General features: G+C 67.2%; 1 pseudogene. It reads right to left on the bottom strand.

Annotation, left to right across the window (positions count from 1 at the left end):
* Nucleotides 1-98 precede the first annotated feature (98 nt).
* A pseudogene (locus tag EIY87_RS48855) lies at nt 99-232 on the bottom strand (hypothetical protein); the annotation flags it as partial.

Raw genomic sequence — 232 nt, 5'->3', positions numbered from 1 at the left:
TCTGGGGGCGGGTTTTGGTGGTGGTGGCCAGGGTCCGGGCGGCGGGGATCCCCAGCGACAGCTGCGGCGCGGTGGGTTCCTCGATGATCGTCACCGGGTCAGCTTTCCCGGCCGAGTTCGACGCTTTCCAGCACGGCCAGGGCGTCGGGGACGAGGACGGCGGCGGAGTAGTAGGCGGAGACGAGGTAGGAGATGATGGCTTGTTCGCTGATGCCCATGAACCGCACGTTCA

Source organism: Amycolatopsis eburnea (assembly GCF_003937945.1).
GTDB lineage: Bacteria > Actinomycetota > Actinomycetes > Mycobacteriales > Pseudonocardiaceae > Amycolatopsis > Amycolatopsis eburnea.
The sequence above is the reverse complement of the archived record's forward strand: the minus strand, read 5'-3'. Positions and strand labels throughout refer to the sequence as shown.